At 62.7% G+C, this 19,786-nt stretch carries 13 protein-coding genes, 1 tRNA gene and 1 pseudogene; 10 read left to right on the top strand and 5 right to left on the bottom strand.

All coding sequences use genetic code 11. The features are described from left to right. Positions 1–32: 32 nt before the first annotated feature. A complete protein-coding gene (locus OO015_RS09220; protein ID WP_265940939.1) occupies positions 33–920 on the top strand; it encodes a ParB/RepB/Spo0J family partition protein in 888 nt (295 codons plus the stop codon). Here OO015_RS09220 and OO015_RS09215 read toward each other — a convergent pair. The 3 genes and pseudogenes from OO015_RS09215 to ald form a co-directional block, all read right to left on the bottom strand. Continuing rightward, entirely contained in the window at positions 912–2,318 is a 1,407-nt protein-coding gene (locus tag OO015_RS09215) for a glycine--tRNA ligase (RefSeq protein WP_265940938.1), read from the bottom strand. The two genes, OO015_RS09220 and OO015_RS09215, sit on opposite strands and share 9 nt — an antisense overlap. A 76-nt stretch (positions 2,319–2,394) precedes the next feature. Then, a complete protein-coding gene (locus OO015_RS09210) occupies positions 2,395–3,342 on the bottom strand; it encodes a tyrosine-type recombinase/integrase (RefSeq protein ID WP_265940937.1) in 948 nt (315 codons plus the stop codon). Positions 3,343–3,402: 60 nt separating this feature from the next. After that, positions 3,403–4,514: pseudogene (gene ald, locus OO015_RS09205) on the bottom strand (alanine dehydrogenase). A gap of 273 nt (positions 4,515–4,787) precedes the next feature. Here ald and rseP point away from each other — a divergent pair. The 4 genes from rseP to queG all read left to right on the top strand — a co-directional run bounded on the left by rseP (position 4,788) and on the right by queG (position 9,498). Then, positions 4,788–6,104: an RIP metalloprotease RseP gene (gene rseP / locus OO015_RS09200; RefSeq protein WP_265940936.1), complete on the top strand. Its 1,317-nt coding sequence runs from the start codon at positions 4,788–4,790 to the stop codon at positions 6,102–6,104. Positions 6,105–6,194: 90 nt separating this feature from the next. Continuing rightward, the gene (gene ispG, locus OO015_RS09195) at positions 6,195–7,349 is read left to right on the top strand and encodes a flavodoxin-dependent (E)-4-hydroxy-3-methylbut-2-enyl-diphosphate synthase (protein ID WP_265940935.1); all 1,155 of its coding nucleotides are present in this window, start codon (positions 6,195–6,197) and stop codon (positions 7,347–7,349) included. A 20-nt stretch (positions 7,350–7,369) separates the two neighbouring features. Further along, positions 7,370–8,329 carry a carbohydrate kinase family protein gene (locus OO015_RS09190; protein WP_265940934.1) on the top strand — a complete coding sequence of 320 codons (960 nt, stop codon included), beginning with the start codon at positions 7,370–7,372 and terminating at the stop codon, positions 8,327–8,329. After that, positions 8,320–9,498 (top strand): tRNA epoxyqueuosine(34) reductase QueG, encoded by a 1,179-nt coding sequence (gene queG / locus OO015_RS09185; protein ID WP_265940933.1) that lies wholly within the window; start codon positions 8,320–8,322, stop codon positions 9,496–9,498. Before OO015_RS09190 ends, queG begins: the two co-directional genes overlap by 10 nt. Here the strand turns inward: queG and ppc are convergent. Further along, the gene (gene ppc / locus OO015_RS09180; RefSeq protein ID WP_265940932.1) at positions 9,461–12,235 is read right to left on the bottom strand and encodes a phosphoenolpyruvate carboxylase; all 2,775 of its coding nucleotides are present in this window, start codon (positions 12,233–12,235) and stop codon (positions 9,461–9,463) included. The two genes, queG and ppc, sit on opposite strands and share 38 nt — an antisense overlap. A 138-nt stretch (positions 12,236–12,373) precedes the next feature. Between ppc and OO015_RS09175 the strand changes: the two genes are divergently transcribed. Then, a complete protein-coding gene (locus tag OO015_RS09175) occupies positions 12,374–13,171 on the top strand; it encodes a type III pantothenate kinase (RefSeq protein ID WP_265940931.1) in 798 nt (265 codons plus the stop codon). Here the strand turns inward: OO015_RS09175 and OO015_RS09170 are convergent. After that, on the bottom strand, positions 13,162–14,286 hold the full coding sequence (locus tag OO015_RS09170; RefSeq protein ID WP_265940930.1) for a M42 family metallopeptidase: 1,125 nt from the start codon (positions 14,284–14,286) through the stop codon (positions 13,162–13,164). The two genes, OO015_RS09175 and OO015_RS09170, sit on opposite strands and share 10 nt — an antisense overlap. A 174-nt stretch (positions 14,287–14,460) precedes the next feature. On the opposite strand from OO015_RS09170, the gene fusA reads away from it, so the two are divergent. From fusA to thrS, 4 genes are all read left to right on the top strand, one after another. Next, complete coding sequence (gene fusA, locus OO015_RS09165) at positions 14,461–16,539, top strand: elongation factor G (RefSeq protein WP_265940929.1); 2,079 nt, start codon at positions 14,461–14,463, stop codon at positions 16,537–16,539. Positions 16,540–16,624: 85 nt separating this feature from the next. Further along, on the top strand, positions 16,625–17,044 hold the full coding sequence (locus OO015_RS09160; protein WP_265940928.1) for a ribonuclease HI family protein: 420 nt from the start codon (positions 16,625–16,627) through the stop codon (positions 17,042–17,044). A 318-nt stretch (positions 17,045–17,362) separates the two neighbouring features. Further along, positions 17,363–17,436: transfer RNA gene (locus OO015_RS09155), tRNA-Val, on the top strand. A gap of 553 nt (positions 17,437–17,989) precedes the next feature. Next, positions 17,990–19,780, top strand: coding sequence for a threonine--tRNA ligase (gene thrS / locus OO015_RS09150; protein ID WP_265940927.1), 1,791 nt, complete (start codon positions 17,990–17,992; stop codon positions 19,778–19,780). Positions 19,781–19,786: the final 6 nt, after the last annotated feature.

Genomic DNA, 19,786 nt, shown 5'->3' with positions numbered 1-19,786 from the left:
TAGACTCGGGCGAGACGCGAGGTGTGGTTCCGATGGCTCGACGCACCGGATTGGGACGCGGTCTGGACGCGCTGATACCCCAGACGACAGCAATCAGTGACGAGGCAATCCGCGAGATTGCCATCGACGATATCGCGCCGAATCCCCGGCAACCACGGCAACAGTTCGCCGAGGACAGCCTGCTGGAGCTCGCCGAGTCGATCCGACGACACGGGGTCGTGCAGCCCGTCATCGTCGCTCGCTCGAGTGGCACCCCACCCTACCAGCTGGTCGCTGGCGAACGACGATGGCGTGCCGCAAAGCTAGCCGGACTGACCAGTATCCCGGCGATCGTTCGTGACCTTTCTCCCCGTGAAGCCGTCGAGATCGCACTCGTGGAGAACCTGCAGCGTGCCGATCTCTCCCCCTTGGAAACAGCGATGGCCTATCGAGCACTCATCGAGGAATTCGGGCTCACACAAGCAGAAGTTGCTGAACGCGTCGGTAAGAGTCGTTCCGCAGTCGCCAATACGCTCCGCTTGCTTGAAGCCCCGGCAGCGATTCAGGACGCTCTCGCTACCGGCGAGATCAGCGAGGGACATGCCCGTACCCTGCTCGCGCTTCCGGACACCGCCGCCCAGATCGAGGCACTCCGGATCGTTCGCGAGCGCAACCTGACCGTCCGCCAGACGGAGGAACTCGTCCGGCAATGGACGGCGGGCGCGCTGCCGGCACGTCGGTCGTCTCGCGCCACCCCTCCACCGGACTACGCCTGGCTGCAGGAAGCACTGCAGCGGCGACTCCGGACGAAAGTCGAGCTCCGCGGGACGGAACGGAGTGGGCGGCTCGTCATTCATTACTACTCTGCCGAGGAACTGCATCGCGTTGTCCGAGAACTCCTCGGCCAAGACGAGCTCGAGCTCCACGAGCGCTCAAGCTGAGCGCAGGCGGTTTTCGATTTCCTCGACCAGATCGCTGATCGGCACACGCACCTGTTGCATCGTGTCCCGGTCGCGGACCGTCACCGTTCGATCGTCCAGCGTCTGGTAGTCGATCGTGATGCAGTATGGCGTCCCGATCTCATCCTGACGCCGGTACCGCCGCCCGATGCTCTGGGTTTCGTCGTACTCGATTCGGAAGTGCTGACGCAGCTCACGGGCGACATCCTTCGCCACTTCGACGAGTTCTGGCTTCCGCATGAGCGGCAACACTGCCGCCTTGTACGGGGCAATGCGCGGGTTGAAGCGCAGCACCACGCGGGTATAGGGGTTCCCGTTCACGTCGACTGCTGGTTCCTCGTCGTAGGCATCGCACAGGAGTGCCAGCATGAGGCGTTCCACGCCCATCGTCGGTTCGATGACGTGCGGGATGTACCGCTCGTTCCGTTCTTGATCGAAGTACGTGAGATCCTCGCCGCTGTACTCCTGGTGACGCCGAAGATCGTAGTCGGTGCGATAGGCGAGGCCACACAATTCCTTCCATCCGAAGGGGAACAGGTATTCGAAATCGATGGTCTTTTTCGAATAATGCGACAGTTCCTGCGGGCCATGCTCGCGCGTGCGGAGGCGATCAGGCTTGAAGCCGATCCAGCGGAGGAATCGTGCCATTTCCTCCAACCAGTCATCGAAGTAGGCTTCCCACGTCTCGGGTCGAATGAAATATTCGATCTCCATCTGCTCGAACTCGAGCAGGCGGAAGATGAAATTACCGGGCGTAATCTCGTTCCGGAATGCCTTGCCAATTTGGCCTATGCCGAACGGAATCTTGACGCGGCTGGTTTGCACGACCTGCTTGAAATTGACGAAGATCGCTTGCGCCGTCTCGGGACGCAAATAAACCGGGGTCGACTGTTCTTCGACTGGCCCGATGAAGGTCCGGAACATCAAGTTGAACTTTCGCACCGGCGTCCAATCGCGCGCCCCGCACACCGGACAGGCCAGACTCGACTCCTGGATGATCTGCGTCATGTCATCGAGTGAGAGGCCCTCCGTCGGCCGATGGAGCCGCTCCTCGATCAGCGTGTCCGCCCGGAACCGACTCTTGCAACGCCGGCAGTCGACCAACGGATCGTTGAACTCTTCGACGTGCCCCGAGGCCTCCCAGACCTTTGGATGCAGGAGGATGCCGCCATCGAGCCCGACCATGTCCTCCCGACGCTGGATGAAATACTCCCACCAGGCGTTCTTGATGTTACGCTTGAGTTCCGCCCCGAGTGGTCCATAATCCCACGTGTTGGCCAAGCCCCCATAGATCTCGCTACCCGGATAGACGAACCCTCGTCGCTTCGCGAGAGAAACGATCATCTCCAGGCGCACGGTCGATGCTCGACTCGACTCCATCGTGCTCATCCCCCTCCGGACACACGCAGCCCCTCGTCATCGACGAGGGGCTGGCCACAGGCACTTCTGTCCAGGTTCAATGCTGGGTCACGCGGCTCGTGGCCGCCCCCTGCTCATCAGATACTCGCTCGAAGTATTCCGCGTGCGCCGGCACCTGGCCATCCGGCTGGATGACCTGTTCGACGAGCTGCCGGTACACCTGCGTCGTCGCTGGACTCACGTGCCCGAGGATCCGCTGAACATCGCGGAGATCCCAGCCATTCGCGAGCGCATGAACGGCGAAGGAGTGTCGGAGTGTATGAGGCGTCACATCGGGCAAGCCCGCCGCTTCCGCGTAGCCCTTGAGAATGAGCCAGAATCCCTGTCGAGTCAACCGTGTACCTCGATGATTCAGAAACACGGCCCGCTCAGTCTTCGACGGCGCAAAGAGGGGACGCGCGCGCTCCAGGTACTCACGCAGGACTTGAACGGCTTCCGAGTTAATCGGCACCCGGCGCTCTCGACCGTTCGGACGGCGAACGACCAGCTCCCCGCGCGCCAGATCGACATCGTCGAGATCGAGCGAGGTCAACTCGCTCACGCGGAGACCGGTCGTGGCGAGCGTGAGCAGCATCGCCTGGTCACGCAATCCCTCAGGCGACCGGTCACTCGACGCGATCGCGATGAGCGAGCGGACATCTTCGGGCGAGATCGCGCGCGGTGCGAAACGACCGACTCGCGGTACCGGTAAGCCATCAGCAGGATTGTCCTCGAGAATGCCGTTACGGACGAGATACTGACAGAACGCCTTGATCGCGGCGAGTTTCCGGGCTGCCGTGGTGTCCGCATACTGTCGATCGCGGAGGTACTGCAAGAAGGCTTCGAGATGTTCGCTCCGGAGCGCATTCCACTCGGCGAGGTGACACCTCTCGCGGAGATACGCTGCGAACTGTTCCAGGTCGTTTCGGTAGGCAGCCACGGTATTGGGTGACAGACCCCGCTCGCGGACGACCCCTGCTAAGAACTGCTCGATCACCTCTTGCATCGGCCTCGCCTCCACTCTCCCAAGTGTCATCGAACGACCTTCGACCGGCATCCGCTCGCGTCACAACAATGTCTCGAGCGGAACGAACGGCAGCCCTAGTGCTTCGGCGACCGAAGGATGTGTGATATGTCCTCTAAACACATTAACGCCTTTCGCCAGCGCCTGGTCGCGCTGCACGGCAGCACGGAAACCGAGGTTAGCGAGTTCCACGATATATCGCAACGTCACATTGCTCAGTGCGAACGTGCTCGTTCGCGGCACTGCTCCGGGCATGTTCGTGACCATGTAGTGCACAACGCCGTCGACCTCGTACACCGGTGCATCGTGGGTGGTCGGTCGAGCCGTTTCGACGCAACCACCTTGGTCGATCGAGACGTCCACGATCACGCTGCCTGGCCGCATACTGGCCACCATCGCGCGCGTCACGAGCTTGGGTGCCCGGGCTCCGGGGATCAAGACCGCTCCGATCACGAGATCCGCTTCCTGGATCGTTTCGGCCAGTGCTTGCTCGTTCGACATCTGCGTACGAAACCGTCCGTGCAGGACCGACTCGAGATGCCGTAGCCGCTCGACATTGATGTCGAACAGCACCACATCAGCACCGAGGCCCACTGCCATTTGGGCAGCATTCGTCCCCACCGTTCCCCCACCGATGATCACCACCCTGCCTGGGGGCACACCGGGTACCCCTCCGAGCAACACGCCGCGTCCACCATAAGGCTCCATTAGGTAGTAGGCGCCTACCTGTACAGCTAACCGCCCGGCCACTTCGCTCATCGGGGCAAGCAAGGGGAGCGAACCATCCGGTAACTGCACGGTTTCGTACGCGATCGCCGTGACACCTCGCTCGAGCAGCACGCGAGTCAACTGCTCGTTCGCAGCCAGATGCAAGAAGGTGAAAAGGAGAAGTCCTGGCCGCAAAAGGGAATTTCCGACTCTATCGGTTCCTTCACCTTGATGACGAGTTCGGCTTCGCCCCACACCGTCGCCGCATCGTCGACGAGCTGCGCACCAGCCGCTGTATACTGGTCGTCCAAAAAGCCGCTCCCGACACCAGCGCCACGTTCGACCAGTACGGTGTGACCGTGTCGCACCAGTTCCCGCACGCCATGTGGTGGCTGCGCCACGCGATATTCCCGCGGTTTGACCTCCCGCGGAATCCCGATAATCAAGGCACGACCTCCCATCCATCCATGCCATCCTCGCCGTCCTGCCGCCCCATGCCGTACCTTCCGGCAGGACGCGCTTATTGTCGCCGACATTCCGTGATCTTTACAAGACCGACTCCCAGAACGGTCTGGTCTCTCCCCATGACCAGCGCGACGCCCTCCCGACCGGCTGTCACATCCCTCCACCTCAATCCTGTGTGACGTTTGACGTCCACTCGTATCGGCCGATACAGTTAGTTGGTCCGGCCGTCATTCCGGCCGTGGAAGGCAAGACCGATGCAAGCGCTCTATATCGTCCCCATCCTCGCCGTTCTGATCTTGGCTCACGAACTCGGTCACTTCTTGGCTGCCCGACTGTTCGGCATCCGCGTTCTCGAGTTCGGCATCGGACTCCCCCCGCGACTCTTCGGTATCCGGCGCGGAGGTGTGCTGTATTCGATCAATGCCATCCCACTGGGCGGGTTCGTTCGGGTTGTCGGAGAAGATCAAGCGACCGAGGGTCCGGATAGCCTCCAGAACAAGCCACGCTGGCAGCGTGCCGTCTTTTTCGGTGCTGGCGCCTTCATGAATCTCGTCGTTGCGTTCCTGCTGATGATAATGCTCGTCGGCTTTCGCGGCGAGCCACGCTTTCACCTCTATGTCGCCGAGGTCGTCCCTGACTCGCCCGCCGCCGCCGCTGGCTGGCAACCGGGTGACCGGCTCGTCGCCGTGGATGGCCAGCCGATTCATGACGCCGATCGGCTGATTCAGGCTACGGAACGTAACGCCGGTCGACCGCTCCGAGTGACGATCCAGCGTGGCACTGAGCGGATCGATACCATCGTCGTGCCGCGAGAAAGTCCGCCGCCAGGACAAGGTCGTACTGGTATCCGCGTGCTCATCGAACCAGCTGCTCGCCTCGTCGTCGAGTCAGTCGAACCTGGTTCCGCTGCTGCTCAGGCAGGCCTGCAGCCAGGTGATCGGCTCGTCCGCATCGGCGACTACCCGATCGAAGATGCTGGCGCCTATAGCCTCGCGCTCCAGACGTACGCTGGGCGCACCGTCGAGCTCGTCGTCGAACGGGCTGGACAAACAGTCACGTTGGCCTTCGCGACCCCACCAGCACCTGACAGCGGGATTCCCAACACCGGCCTCACGTTGCGTCCGACCCTCGTCATGAGTCGTGTCCCGCTGTGGCACGTTCCGATCGAGGCGGCGAGACAAACAGCCCTCCTCCTCGCACAGATGATCCAAGGTCTCCTCATGCTCGTGCGCGGCGAAGCCTCGCTGAGCGATATCGCAGGGCCGATCGGTATGGGCCAACTTACGTCGGAGATTCTCCAGCTCAGTCCGGAACCGGTCTGGGTCACGCTCGCCCATCTCACCGCGTTGCTCTCGATCAACCTGGCGATTCTCAACCTTATCCCCTTCCCAGCCCTCGATGGCGGTCGCTTGTTCTTCGTTCTCGTCGAAGCTATCCGCGGACGGCGCATTCCACCGGAGAAGGAAGGCTTGATCCACCTCGTCGGCTTCGCCATCTTGCTCCTGCTCATGTTCGCCATCGCCTTCGTCGATATCGGACGGCTCTTGAGCGGCGAATCGCTTCTTCGTTAGGCTGCCATCGACGACACCGTCGCCGATCGTGCACACTTGACACAGAGAGGCTCAGGGCGCGACACGCCCATCGGGAGGGAACAGGAAGCGATGGCCTACCAGCGCCGGAAGACACGTCCAGTCTGGGTCGGTAACGTCCAGATCGGTGGTGATGCACCGATCGTCGTGCAATCGATGACGACGACGGATACGCGTGACCCGCAGGCGACGCTCCGGCAGATCCACGAACTCGCCGACGCGGGTTGTGAGATCGTGCGCGTCGCCGTACCGGACCGTGTCGCAGCAGCCGCCCTGGCAGAGATCGTTCCGCGCTCACCGATCCCGGTTGTGGCTGACATCCACTTCGAGCACACGCTTGCCCTCAAGGCGCTCGAAGCAGGCGTGCACAAGCTGCGCCTCAACCCGGGAAACATCCGCAAGCCGGAAGAGGTCCGCGAGGTCGTCGAGAAGGCGAAGGAGCGAGGCGTTCCGATCCGCATCGGCGTTAATTTCGGCTCGCTGCCGCCGATGACCCGCGAGTTCGTCGACGAGATGGCTGCCCAGGGCGCAACGCAGACCGAGCTGATCGCCGAGCATATGGTGCGGACGGCACTGCACCATGTAAAGATCCTGGAGGACCTCGATTTCGGCGATATCGTCATCTCGCTCAAGGCCTTCGAGGTACCGGTGATGATCGAGGCCTACCGACGTATGGCCAAACTGAACGACTATCCATTGCATCTCGGTGTCACCGAGGCAGGTACACCGAAGTCGGGTGCGATCCGTTCGGCCATCGGAATCGGGACACTGCTCCAAGAGGGCATCGGTGACACGATCCGCGTCTCGCTCACGACCGATCCGGTCGAAGAGGTCTGGGTCGCCTACGAGATCCTCAAGAGCCTCGGCCTCCGCGAGCGAGGCGCGACCCTCGTCGCCTGCCCGACCTGTGGCCGGGTGGAAGTCGATCTCTTCCGACTGGCGAACGAGATCGACGAATATCTCCGCACGGTGAAGGAGCCGATCAAGGTCGCCGTGATGGGGTGCGTCGTCAACGGCCCAGGCGAGGCTCGGGATTCCGATGTCGGTGTGGCGGCCGGTCGCGGCAAGGGTGTGATCTTCCGCAAGGGGAAGATCGTACGGCGTGTCGAGGAACACGAGATCGTCCCGGCACTGAAGGAAGAGATCGAACAGATCCTCGCCGAGCGGCGTTCCGGTGCCGAGCACCGTGCCCAACGCCAGATCAGTATTCCGATCGTCGGTGAGTAACCACGAGCGGAGCGCTCAACATGGCAGATCACCAGGCAGCGGAGCACCGAGAACCTGTCGCTGTCCTGGGAACGACGTCGTGGGACGAGTTCCTGGTGCTCGACCGACTCCCGACGCCAGGATCGGGGGCGATCATCCGGCACCGTGCAGAAGCAGGCGGAGGAACTGCTGCGAACGTGGCCGTCGCACTCGCCCGACTCGGCGTCCGCCCGCTGTTCGTCACGACGGTCGGTTCCGATCGGTACGGCGCAGCGCTGCTTGCGGACTTGGAGCGGGAGAATATAACGCTGCATATCCTCCCACGAGGTGCCGGCACACCGACTGATCGTTGCACGATCCTGGTGACACCGGGTCCGGAACGCACGATTCTCTGGCATCCCGGCGCCCACCTCCAGCTCGGAGACCCCTTACCGCTCGATCGCGTGTTCCAGGCGCGCATCGTCGTGATCGACGTGGAAGACCATGCACTTCGCCAATTTCTCCTCGACTTGCCTGCGCATATCGCACCACGGATCCAGCTGGTCGGCCCGCTCACCCACCTCGCTCTTCTCCCGAGGGATCGCGCACTTCGCCTCGCTATCCAGCACGACGTGCTCGTCGGGAGCGAGGTGGAATTTTCCGCTCTCACTGGTTGCGGAGACCTGGACAGTGTCGTCGAGACGCTCCGGCGATGGATGCCACTGGGTGCGACTCGCCTCGCCGCGATCACCCGTGGACGGGGCGGCTGCGTTCTGGTTTCGCCGCGTGAAATCGTGTCATGTCCAGCTTTCGCAGTCGAGCCCGTCGATCCGACCGGTGCTGGCGACGCCTTCACTGCCGGTCTCATCTACGGACTGCTCGAGCGCCTGTCGTTACCGGAACTCGGCCGGTTCGCGAACGCCGTCGGTGCCCTGGCGACCCGCCGACTCGGCGCCCGTTCCGCTTTACCGACACGCGACGAAGTTCTCGAGTTCATCGCCCAGGCTCAGCCATGCAGCTGACTCGCGACGAACTGCGTCAACTCGCCGCCGAAGCAGGACTCTCACTCATCGCCGTGACGACTGCTGAGCCGTTTCCGCACCTCGCCGACCTGCTCAAGGAACGGATCCGTGCCGGATACTTGCGCGGAATGGACTGGTTCGACGAGCGACGCGCTGACATCGCTGCGGACCCGCGGAATCTCCAGCCGACCGCCCGCAGCATCGTGAGCGTTGCCCTTTCCTACTGGCTCCCCGATATCCAGCCCCCCAACGACGGTGTGGCACGTGGCCGGATCGCCCGGTACGCCTGGGGGATCGATTACCACCGGGTTCTCCGAGAGCGCATGCGCAGGCTCCATGCCTTCCTGGAAGCACGAGTAGGACGGACAATCGAGGCACGGTTTCTCGTCGACACAGCCCGGATCGTCGATCGGGCAGTGGCGGCGCGGGCCGGGCTCGGCTGGCAAGGGAAGAATACGATGATCCTCGTGCCCCGGCACGGGTCGTGGGTATTCCTCGGCGAACTCGTACTCGACATCGAGATCGATCCGGATCAACCGCTTCGGCCACGCTGCGGTCGCTGCCAGCGATGTCTCGACGCCTGCCCAACCGGCGCCCTGGTCGCGCCCTATCAGCTCTACGCACCGCGCTGCATCTCCTACCTGACGATCGAACACCGCGGATCGATTCCCTGGGAACTCCGTCCCCTGATGGACAACTGGGTGTTCGGCTGCGACGTGTGTCAGGAGGTGTGCCCCTACACGTCCGCTGCGCTTCCAGCGGAGGACCCGGTCGTCCGTCCCGAGCGCATCGAACACTGTTTTCCTTCACTGGAATGGCTCCTCCGCATGAGCGAGGAGGAATTCCGAACGGTCTACCAGCGCCGCCCGGTCCTCCGGGCCAAGCGCGCCGGGCTCGCTCGGAACGCTGCGGTCGCCTTGGGCAATATCGGTGACAGACGACACCTGGCCATTCTCGAAGAGGTGGTGCTGAGTCACGACCAGCCGCTCGCACGCAGCCATGCCGCCTGGGCCATGGCTCGGATCGACTTCTCTACGAGCGAGCCAGTACTCCTCTCGGCGCTACAGCGCGAAAACGATCCGCACGTCCGGGCAGAGCTGGAGCGGCTGCTCGACACGCCGCCGACACCGATCAGCCCGTCGTCTGCAACCCTGCCGCGATCGCGTTGATGCTGTGGTGGATCGCATCGAGCAGCCGAGCTCGCCGACCTTCCGAGTCGGCTGCGAGTTGACGGTACCGCCGGAGAAGTTCGATCTGTGCGAGGTGGAGGACGTCCACGTAGGGATTGCGAAGCTTAACCAGGCGAGAAAGGACCGGCGAGCGCTCGAGCAACTCGACTTGCCCAGTTATAGTCAGGACCAGGCGGACCGTGCGCTCGTACTCCGCGGCGATGCGTTCGAAGAGCTCCGGGTACTCGGCGAGCTGCGCGTAGAGCGACGCGACAGTGAGTTCCGCTGTTCCCAGACTAATCTGCGCGTTATCGATGAGTGTCTCGAAGAAGGGCCAATTCCGGTACATCGACCGCAGGATTTCCGCACCACGCTCCTCGACGACGCGCTCGAGCGCTGTCCCCAAACCGTACCATCCCGGCAAATTCACGCGGCTCTGTGTCCAGCTGAAGACCCACGGAATCGCACGCAGGTCAGCGAACCGGACCGTGCCATCGCTGCCCGCTCGCCGAGCAACCGGGCGGGATGCGAGGTTCAATGTGGCAAGTTCCGGAAAGGGCGTTGCGGTAGTGAAATACGCGACGAACTCCGGATGACCTTTGACGAGTTCTTCGTACGCGGCCTGCGACAAGGATGCGAGTCGCTCCATCGTGGAAAGCCATTCCGTAGGCACAGGCGGCTCCGGTTCACCGAGTACCGACTGAACGAGTGCATGGATCATCTGCTCCCAGTGACGGAGACCGATCGCCGGCTCGCTGTAGCGCGTGAAAATCACCTCACCTTGCTCGGTGACCTTGAGGACCGGTGTCCGCGCGGCCATGGGGCGGGAGCGGATCGCCCGGCCCATCGGCCCACCACCGCGACCGATCGCGCCCCCTCGACCGTGGAAAATCCGCAGTGTGACGCCGTATCGGCTCGCAGCGCGCGCGAGCTGTTCCTGTGCCCGGTAGATGCGCCAGTTCGAGGAAACGTACCCACCGTCCTTGTTACTGTCGGAGTAACCGACCATCACTTCAAGGTGGTCACCACGAGACGCTACGATCTCACGGTAGAAGGGCAACGAGAGGAGACGCTCGACAATCGCTCCACAGTTGTCGAGTTCAGCGATCTGTTCGAAAAGCGGCACGACGTCGATACGACTCCACGCCTTGTTGGTGTAGCAATCGACCAATCCCGCCTCGCGAGCCAGCAGCAACGTACCCAGGACATCAGCCGTTTCCGAAGTCATCGACACGATGACCGTGTGGCAAGCACGCTCACCGTTGAACCGCTGGATGCGGACGATCGCCTCGAACGTCTCCAGTACTTCGCGCGTTTCCGGCGAGAGTGCACCGCGCGGAAAGCCGAACGGCTTTCCGGCCAGTCGCTGCAAGACGAGCGCTTCCCGGTCGTCCGAAGTGCGCTCGAGATAGTTCGAGACCCCATCCAACGCGAACAACTCGGCTAGTGCCTCGCGATGTCGCGCCGCATCCTGCCGGATCTCCAGCTCTGCGAGATGGAAGCCGAACACCCGAACGCGTGCGATGAGATCGGCAACGCGTCCCCTGGCGATGCGCAGCCCCTTACCCGACTCCAGCGAATCGGCGATCAACCGGAGATCGTCCAGGAACTCCTCCGGGGTAAAGTAACCGCCGAACTCGCCCGCCTCGGTGCGGCGCAGGCGTTCTTCGATGAGTCCGAGGAACCGCCGGTAGGGCTCGTCCGCCCACGCTCGCACTGGTGCGAGATTCAGGCGCTCACGCTCGCGATCGATCCGGTCGAGCAGCGTTTCGCTCGCTGGCCGTACGCGAGCCGAGACACTCAAAGCCCGCCGTAGCTCCACGACTTCGTCGCGATACCGGCGTACGATCGCCTCGCGGAGCAGACGCGCAGTCGCTTCCGTGACGGCAGCGGTAACACTCGGATTGCCATCGCGGTCCCCTCCCACCCAGGTCGCTAGGCGCACCGGGACGGGCCATTCTCGACCGACCAACTCAGGATAGGAACGCTGGAGCGCCCGCTCGAGCGCACGACGGAGTAACGGAACGACATCGTAAACCGGGCCGACGAGGATCGCGATATTGCTCCGCACCTCGTCGAGCGGAGTCGGACGCGCGACCCGTGTCTCCGCCGTCTGCCAGAGGAGTGTGATCTCCTCGCGCAAGCGTTCGAGCAGCCAGTCACGCTCGCGAGGCGAAAGGCGAGGATCGTCCAACTGCTGAATCGAACGGGCGAGTGCCGCGAGTCGCTGCAGCACAGTTCGGCGGCGTGGTTCCGACGGATGTGCTGTGAAAACAGGGAAGACGAGCAGTTCGCCCAGCACTTTCGCCACTGTGTCCGGTGGTAGACCACGATCACGCAGCGCAACCAGCGCCGCCTCGATCGATTCGTGCAGCGCCGGCTCCATTCGCTCGCGCTGCCGCAGTGTCCGAACCCGGTGATGTTGCTCGGCGAGATTGATGAGATGGAAGAAGATCCCGAATGCCCGGACGATCCCGAACAGATCCTCGTCCGACAAACGGGAAAACCGCTCCTGCAGTTCACGTAGGCGTTCCGCAACTCGGCCAGTCGTCCGGGCTGCGATCGTCGCCCGCCGTGCCCGTTCGACGAGATCGTACAGCGCTTCGCCGCCCTGCTCACGCAGGACGTCGCCCAGCAAGCTACCGAGCAGGTTGACTTCGTGCCGGAGTCCCTCGATCGGCTCGGCCCGGAGCGCCTGACCGGCTTCGCTCCCGAGAGGCTGCGGTTGCACCGTCATCGCCGACCTCGCTCTCCATCGAGCGTCGCGCACCGTTGCGCTCTTCCCAACAGTATTCCAGACTTGCACGAGAACACGTGGAGGTCGGAGAACCTCCCCTGCACGGACCGCTTGTCCTTGGCAGAAAGGGTTTGCACCGTGTTACTGACGGTCGATATCGGCAATACCAATGTCGTGATCGGTCTCTTCGACGGCTCCGAGTTGCGAACGCGCTGGCGTCTCGCCACAGCGCGCGACCGGATGCCTGACGAGTGGTGGGTGCAGCTCGTCACGCTGAGCGAGAGCGAAGGCTTCCGCATTCAGGCTGTACGGTCCGTCGCGATCGCCAGTGTCGTTCCCTCTTTGACAGCGGTCTTCACGGAACTCGTCCGGCAGCGGCTCGCGAGCGAACCGTTCGTGGTCAATGGTTCGCAAGATTTGGGACTGGTGCTCGATGTCGACCAGCCAACGGAAGTCGGTGCCGACCGCATCTGCAACGCGATCGCCGCGATCGAGCGGTACGGTGCCCCGGTCATCGTCGTCGACTTCGGTACCGGTACGACATTCGATGTCGTCGATGGCCGCGGTGCATACATCGGCGGAGCCATCGCCCCTGGCCTGGCGATCGCGTTCGATGCACTCACGCAGCGGGCCGCTCGCCTCTTTACCGTCGCACTCGAGCCACCTGGTCGGACGATCGGCCGCAACACGCGCGAGGGCTTGCAGGCTGGCACGGTCATCGGGTATGCCGAACTCGTCCGTGGCTTGATTCGCCGCATTCGCGAAGAACTCGGCCAGGACGCACCCGCGATCGCGACCGGTGGTCTTGCGACGCTCGTCGCACCGCTGGTTCCCGAGTTCACAGCGCTCGAGCCTGATCTGACATTGCACGGGCTACGGACAGCCTACGAGCGGGCACGCCACCGTGGCACGGTGACACAACCGCATCACCGATAACCAGCGAGGAAGTCGAAGCTGACCGTGGCGTCGAAAGCCCGAACCGCCGCTTCCAGGAGTTCCAGCGTCGCGACGACGTCGTCGAGATCGAGCGTCTCGACCGGGCTGTGCGCATACCGGCGGGGGATATTGACGACCATCGACGGAATTCCTCCGCGCTGGAGGTGCACGGCAGCCACGTCGGAGGTACTGCGTGGGAACAATGCCCGCTGTACTCGAATGCCACGCTCTTCGGCGACTCGGAGAAGAAAATCGCGCATCCCAGGATGCGCAAGATGTCCACGCACACCCCCCATGCCGCTCGCGAGTGCGAGGACCGGCCCACCACCGATCCGAATGCCCAGGTCGCGCACGAGATCGGTGTCCGGCGTCCCTCCGGCTGGGACGGTATCGACCACGATGGCGGCATCCGGCACGAGCCGGTAGGCAGCCATCTGCGCACCACGCAGACCTACCTCCTCCTGCACCGTGACCACCAGTACGGGCTGGCATCCCAACTCCGCCCCACGCAGCCGCTCAGCGAGCGCAACCAGCAACGCACAGGAGACACGATTGTCCAGCGCCTTTCCGCTGATCCGCTGCGGGTTCGCCAGACGCTCCACCGGCTCCTCGAATGCGATCGGATCTCCCACCTGGATGCCCAGCGCCAGCACTTCCTCAGCCGAGTCGAACCCCAGATCCACGTACAACTCCCGAACTGGCGGCACGCTCCGCTGCTCCTCAGGCGTCATGAGATGGCCGGGGCGCACACCGATCACACCGCGATGGCCGCGAACGCGCACGTGCCGACCGGGTAGCAGGCTCTCGATAACTCCACCGATCTTCTCGACGCGGAGAAACCCGTTCGGTTCGATCCCCTTCACGAGGAGCCCGATCTCGTCCGAATGTGCCGTCACCATCAGGACCGGTCGGTCTACCGATGTCGCGAGTCGTACGAACACGTTCCCGAACGAATCGACATCGATCCTATCCGCGAACGGCCTGAAGAGTTCCACGAGACGAGCAACGACCGCTTGCTCATGACCCGAAACACCGTCCCGATCAGCCAGTTCGCGAGTCAGTTCGAACAACCGCTCAGCGAGTCCCGCTCGAGACGACGCTGATTCGTTGGTCATCGGACCCCCTCTACGGCTTCACGTCGAGTGCCACGCACGAGCAGCGACGTTATACTATCAACTGCAGTTCCCGAGAGCTGAGGTGCAGGATGCGCCGAACTCGCGCCAGTCCAGACTCGAGCCACCGGTCTCCCGACGGGGCCCGTCGCCGGTCTGGCTAGTGAGGAGGGTACCGTGAAACAGTACACCCCTGAACGGATCCGGAATGTCGGTCTCTTTTCCCATGGTGGAGCTGGAAAGACCTCGTTGACTGAGTCGTTTCTCTTCGTTACCGGTGCGATTTCCCGACTCGGCCGGGTCGAGGACGGAACGACGGTATCCGATTGGGACCCGGATGAGCACAAGCGCCGTATCTCGATACTCCTCAGCATCGTGCCGATCGAATGGCGCGATCACAAAATCAACCTGCTCGATGCTCCGGGATACTTCGACTTCGCTGGAGAAGTCCGCAGTGCCCTCCGTGTCGTCGATGCAGCCCTCATCCTGATGGACGCAACGGTGGGTGTCGAGGTCGGCACCGAGCAGGTGTGGGGATTAGCGGAAACGATCGGTCTCCCTCGGGCGATCGTAATCAACAAGATGGACCGCGAGAACGCCAACTTCGCACGAGCCCTCGCGAGTGCCCGCGGCACCTTCGGAAACCGCGTCGTCCCCATGCAGCTACCGATCGGACAGGAGAAGACGTTCCGTGGCTTCGTCGATGTCCTGACAGGTCGCGCCTTCCTGTACTCCGACAATGGTGCGCTGGAACCGACAACCGCCCCAGACGAACTGGTCAGCATGCTCGACGAGTTCCGCACTCAGCTCGTCGAAGCAGCCTGCGAGAGCGACGAAGAACTGACGCTGCGATACCTGGAGGGAGAGGAAATCGGCGAAGACGAGCTTCGTGCTGGCCTGCGAGCAGCCATCGCCAGCGGGAGCATCGTACCGGTCTTCGTTACTGCGGCGACCTCGCTCAAAGGCGTCCTACCGCTCCTCGATGCGATCGTGGACTTCTTCCCCATGCCTGGTCCGACCCTGGCGCGACGACCTGATGGCTCGGAGATCGAACTCAGTCCCGAACCGAGCGGTCCGTTGGCCGCGGTCGTCTTCAAGACGATTGCGGATCCCTTCGTCGGCAAACTGTCGTACTTCCGCGTTTACTCTGGCACGTTGCGCACCGATTCGCACGCTGCCGTTCCACAACGCGGCGAGACCGAACGCATCGGACAACTGTTCGTCGTGCGCGGGAAAGAACAGACGCCGGTCGGTCAGATCGGACCAGGTGACATCGGAGCCGTCGCGAAACTTCAGGTCGCCCGGACAGGTGACACACTGACCGATCCCAACCGACCGCTCACGCTCGCTGGTATCGAGTTCCCGGAACCGGTCTTTACAGTCGCCGTGAGTCCACGCACGAAGACCGACTTGGACAAAATGGGCATCGCTCTGCAGCGTCTCCTCGAAGAAGATCCGACCCTGCGTATCGGTCGCGAGAACCAAACCGGTGAGACGCTCCTCTCCGGACTCGGCGAAAGTCACATTCAGATCGCACTCGATCGGATGGCTCGGAAGTTCGGCGTTCACGTCGACTGGAGCCTACCGCGCATTCCGTACCGAGAGACGATCTCGGTACCGGTGCGTCGGGTCGAGTACAAGCACAAGAAGCAGACCGGTGGCCACGGGCAGTACGGGCACGTCTTCCTCGACCTCGAGCCGCTTCCCGATGCCGACTTCGAGTTTCACGAGACGATCGTCGGCGGCGTCGTACCGAAGCAGTTCATCCCTGCCGTCGAAAAAGGAGTCCGGGAGGCGATGGAAGCCGGCGTGCTGGCTGGCTATCCGGTCGTCAACGTGAAAGTGACGCTCGTCGATGGTTCCTACCACTCGGTCGATTCCTCGGAGCTGTCCTTCAAGATCGCCGCAGCACAGGCGTTCCGCAAGGGCCAGGCAGCTGCCAAGCCGATCCTCCTCGAACCGATCATGCGCCTCCAGGTCACCGTCCCGGATGCGTACACGGGTGACGTGATGAGTGACCTCAACGGCAAGCGTGCACAGGTGCTCGGCATGACGCCGAACGAGAACGGATGGACGACGATCGAGGCGCTCGTGCCGCTCGCCGAACTCCAGCGGTACGCGACGGAACTCCGCTCACTCACCCAGGGGCGCGGAACTTTCCGCACCGAATTCAGTCACTATCAACCGGTTCCGCAACACCTCGCGGAGACCATTATCCAGGAGTCGCGCGAGCGCCACGCCGCTGTGGCGAGCTGAGCGTGCGTGCTGCTGGTACGATTCGGGAGAGGTTCATGTCCGCAGAGCCTCTCCCGTTTTTCTGTGATGTCGGAGGGACCGCAGCGTGCAGACGGAGGAAACCATCGAGCGTGTCGTTCTCTACTTCGATGGTGGATCGCTCGGCAATCCCGGACCCGGTTACGGGAGCTTCCGCTTCGAATTCCCGAACGGTGCAGTCGAACAGCAGCGCATCGAGTTCGACCAGGAACTCACCAACAACCAAGCTGAGTACCGGACGCTCATTACAGCACTGGAAACGCTCCTCGAAAGGCTCGAGCAGCAGGGGGCTCGACCGGAAACGACAGCTGTGCACGTCCACACCGACTCCGAACTCATCGTGAACCAGCTCCGGGGAACATACAAGGTGCGCAACCCGATCCTCCGGACCTTACACGAGCGCGCCCGTCAGCTTCTCGGTCGCTTCGCAACCTGGGATATCCAGTGGCAACCGCGCGAGGTGATATACAGCCACTTCGGACATTGACGAACGCACTGTGCTGAACCCGTGCCACAGGCAAACCAACCGGACATCTCGTCACCTGCTCGTTCGGGCAACATCAGGATTTCACTCCAGGATTTGCCCCCTGGCACGATCTGTGCACACACGGTATCGCAGCACCGTCGCGAAGGACCGGCATGCGCGGGAATCGTGCCCGCTCGTGCGAGAAACCGAGGCGCATCGCCGCTCGAGCAGACCGGAAGATGCCTGCAAGTCGCGGACGGGGTCGTCGGCCGCGCGTGCCCTTCTCACTCTGCTCTCCTTGCAGCTCGGCCCCCGTGTGGATATACTCTGTATCGGCGTGGGCGGTTAGCTCAGCTGGTTAGAGCGCCACGTTGACATCGTGGAGGTCAGTAGTTCGAGTCTACTACCGCCCACCTGGTTTCGAAACCCTCGCCGTGCGGCGAGGGTTTTTGTGCCTGTTCGCTCGGCAGCGCATGCATCGCTGCACTCACGGAGGATCGTTCAGCCAGTCGATCCAGACGAGACCGGTGCAGACCTACAGGGGCACCTTCTGTGTGGGGATGTTGAGGCGCAGCACTTGTCCGCGGAACACGGAACTCCTCCATCGTTCGAGCGCTCACCGGGACGAGCGCATTTGACAGTGATCTCACTCGACGTCTACCATTCTCGTGAGAACGGCGAGGACCGGGACATGCGGCGACTCTCGTCCTGCAGAGAGGCTGAGTCACTGGCTGCGAGCTCGGCTAGGAACCGATGGTCGCCCGCACCACCCGTGAGCTGGTTCGGTGAAACCGAGTAACCGAATCCGGTGCCCCCGTTATCGGGCGAGCCAACGAGTGCCGCTGAGGCGTCTGCTCGGCGGAAAGTTGGGTGGAACCGCGTCAGGCTCGGCCTGCCGTCCCAACCGGATGGCAGGCTTTCGTTTTGATCGAGGAAAGATGTGAGCCAGTCAGGAGGTCGGACAGCATGAGCGATGTCACGAAGGAAATGGATCTCGCTGTCGCCCCCGAGAGCGAGCAGGAGCTGGATCTCGCCCGCATGCGCCACTCCTGCGCACACGTGATGGCCCAGGCCGTGCTCGAACTGTTCCCTGGCGCCAAACTCGGCATCGGCCCAGCGATCGCCGATGGGTTTTACTACGACTTCGACCTGCCCCGGCCGCTCACGCCTGAAGATCTCGAGCGGATCGAGCGGCGCATGGAAGAGATCAAGGCGGCAGCCTATCCATTCATCCGGCAGATCGTGACACGGGAGCAGGCCCGCGAGTTGTTTCGCGATCAACCCTACAAGTTGGAACTCATCGACGAGTTCCCGCCGGACGAGATCATCACGACGTACACGCACGACGGCTTCACCGATCTGTGCCGAGGACCGCATGTTCGGGACACGTCCCAAATCGGCTACTTCAAGCTTCTTCGTGTCTCCGGTGCCTACTGGCGCGGCGACGAGCGCCGCCCACAGCTCCAGCGCATCTACGGCACGTCTTGGCCGACGCGCGAGCAACTCGAGGCCTATCTCCACCGCCTGGCAGAGGCTGAGCGGCGCGACCATCGCCGTCTGGGCCGGGAACTCGAGCTCTTCCACTTCGACCCGACCGCACCGGGTATGCCGTACTGGCTCCCCAAGGGGCTCAAGATTCTCAACCTGCTCCTCGATTTTTGGAGACAGGAGCATGAAAAGCGTGGCTACCAGGAGATCGCAGCCCCGCTTATCAACGACAAGAGCCTCTGGGAGACTTCGGGTCACTGGGAACACTACCGGGAGAACATGTTCCTCATTCAGCTCGACGACCATCTGGTGTATGGCGTCAAGCCGATGAACTGTCCGAACGCCATGGTCGTCTATAACCTCAAGAAGCACAGCTACCGTGACCTCCCGCTGCGCCTGTCCGATTGCGACATCCTGCACCGGTACGAGCGTTCCGGCACGCTGCACGGCCTTCTCCGCGTTCGCAAGTTCCAGCAGGACGATGCACATATCTTCGTCACCGAAGAGCAGATTGAAGAAGAGTTTGCTCGGATTCTCGAGATCGCCCAGTTGTTCTACGGTATCTTCGGTCTCCGGTACACGCTGCGTCTCGGGACCCGCCCTGACGACTTCATGGGTGACCCAGAGACCTGGGACAAGGCCGAGGCGGCATTGCAACGCATTCTCGACGAGCATGCTGGGCCCGGAAACTATCTCATCGGAGAAGGCGAGGGAGCGTTCTACGGTCCGAAGATCGACATCCTGATGGAGGACGCACTCGGTCGGCAGTGGCAGACCGGTACCATCCAACTCGATTTCCAGTTGCCGCGTCGCTTCGGCTGTACCTATACCGATCGGGACGGGACGGAGAAGACGCCGGTGGTCATCCACCGCGTCATCTACGGCTCGCTGGAACGCTTCATCGGCATTTTGATCGAGCACTTCGCCGGTGCATTCCCCGTCTGGTTGGCACCGGTGCAGGCTGTCGTTATCCCGATCGCCGATCGCCACCTCCCGTACGCCTACCGCGTACGCGAACGCCTGCGCGAAGCAGGGCTCCGGGTGGAGGTCGACGACAGCGATGACCGGATGCAAGCGAAGATTCGGAATGCTCAGTTGCAGAAAGTGCCATACATGCTCGTCGTCGGAGACCGCGAGGCAGCTGAAGAGACCATCGCGGTGCGACTCCGCACCAACGAGAATCTCGGAGCGATGCCCCTCGAGCGCTTCCTGGCCATGGCGCAGCGGATCGTCGCCGACAAGTCGCTCGAGCTGGTCACCGAGGTCTGAACGGTC

Origin of the sequence: Thermomicrobium sp. 4228-Ro (assembly GCF_026241205.1) — a bacterium.
GTDB lineage: Bacteria > Chloroflexota > Chloroflexia > Thermomicrobiales > Thermomicrobiaceae > Thermomicrobium.
Note: the sequence above shows the minus strand (reverse complement) of the source record. Positions and strands in the feature narration are given on the sequence as shown.

Coding starts and splice junctions, on each gene's coding strand:
- OO015_RS09220 (WP_265940939.1), top strand. CDS start 33: ATGGCTCGACGCACCGGATTGGGACGCGGTCTGGACGCGCTGATACCC.
- OO015_RS09215 (WP_265940938.1), bottom strand. CDS start 2,318: ATGGAGTCGAGTCGAGCATCGACCGTGCGCCTGGAGATGATCGTTTCT.
- OO015_RS09210 (WP_265940937.1), bottom strand. CDS start 3,342: ATGCAAGAGGTGATCGAGCAGTTCTTAGCAGGGGTCGTCCGCGAGCGG.
- rseP (WP_265940936.1), top strand. CDS start 4,788: ATGCAAGCGCTCTATATCGTCCCCATCCTCGCCGTTCTGATCTTGGCT.
- ispG (WP_265940935.1), top strand. CDS start 6,195: ATGGCCTACCAGCGCCGGAAGACACGTCCAGTCTGGGTCGGTAACGTC.
- OO015_RS09190 (WP_265940934.1), top strand. CDS start 7,370: ATGGCAGATCACCAGGCAGCGGAGCACCGAGAACCTGTCGCTGTCCTG.
- queG (WP_265940933.1), top strand. CDS start 8,320: ATGCAGCTGACTCGCGACGAACTGCGTCAACTCGCCGCCGAAGCAGGA.
- ppc (WP_265940932.1), bottom strand. CDS start 12,235: ATGACGGTGCAACCGCAGCCTCTCGGGAGCGAAGCCGGTCAGGCGCTC.
- OO015_RS09170 (WP_265940930.1), bottom strand. CDS start 14,286: ATGACCAACGAATCAGCGTCGTCTCGAGCGGGACTCGCTGAGCGGTTG.
- thrS (WP_265940927.1), top strand. CDS start 17,990: ATGAGCGATGTCACGAAGGAAATGGATCTCGCTGTCGCCCCCGAGAGC.